Origin of the sequence: Vibrio sp. TRT 21S02, from assembly GCF_050113675.1 — a bacterium.
In the GTDB taxonomy this organism is placed as follows: domain Bacteria; phylum Pseudomonadota; class Gammaproteobacteria; order Enterobacterales; family Vibrionaceae; genus Vibrio.
In genome coordinates, this window is sequence record NZ_JBNJOI010000069.1 from 1 (window position 1) to 666 (window position 666).

Below are 666 nucleotides of genomic sequence, written 5' to 3' on the forward strand. Positions count from 1 at the left end.
CATTGTGCCATAAACACTAAACTGGCTTGAAGTGAAAGCGCCAAGCGTTGTGAATCACTCTTAAATTTATTGTTATGTAGCTACTCGCCGTTACCCAAATCAAAAAGGTTTATACCACCGGAACTATCTAGGCTGGTATTCGTCACTTTACTATTAGGTTCTACATTTACTTCCGCATATAGTAAGTAGCTTTCAAATGATGGGACTTCAGATACGTTAAATAGGATCTTTCCGACAGACTTTTGAAAATCCAACAAGTCGCCAAGGTCTTCATGCAGTTCCAGAGCTAACTCTTTACTGTATGGCAGCAACATGCCATAAGAAACTGATTTATAGAATCGATCATTACTGCGATTAATCTGGTTCAATGCCCAACTAATCTCATGAAACGAATAGATGTTCTTTTCCCCAAATTTGGCACACAGCTTAGGAGCTACATCTTTAGCCACTGACTGAACATAAGCCTTTTTATTCATGAGCTTAAGCATATCTATCCTCCTTGCTACATAACGCTGCATTAAGGTGCGAACAACGCTAAACACCTAACCTAAACCACTGCACCTTAAACACCAAAACCAAGTTTAAACTCAGATCGCCAAGCGTTGTGAGTCACTCTTAAATGCCTTGTTATACGTAAATTATTCACCATAAATCAGATAACTAGGC

The 666-nt window shown here is 39.0% G+C and carries 1 protein-coding gene; it reads right to left on the reverse strand.

The window, feature by feature from the left end; all coding sequences use genetic code 11:
- Positions 1-80 precede the first annotated feature (80 nt).
- Positions 81-488, reverse strand: a complete 408-nt coding sequence (locus tag ACQEXU_RS21975) for a hypothetical protein (protein ID WP_258500419.1) — start codon at positions 486-488, stop codon at positions 81-83.
- Positions 489-666 lie beyond the last annotated feature (178 nt).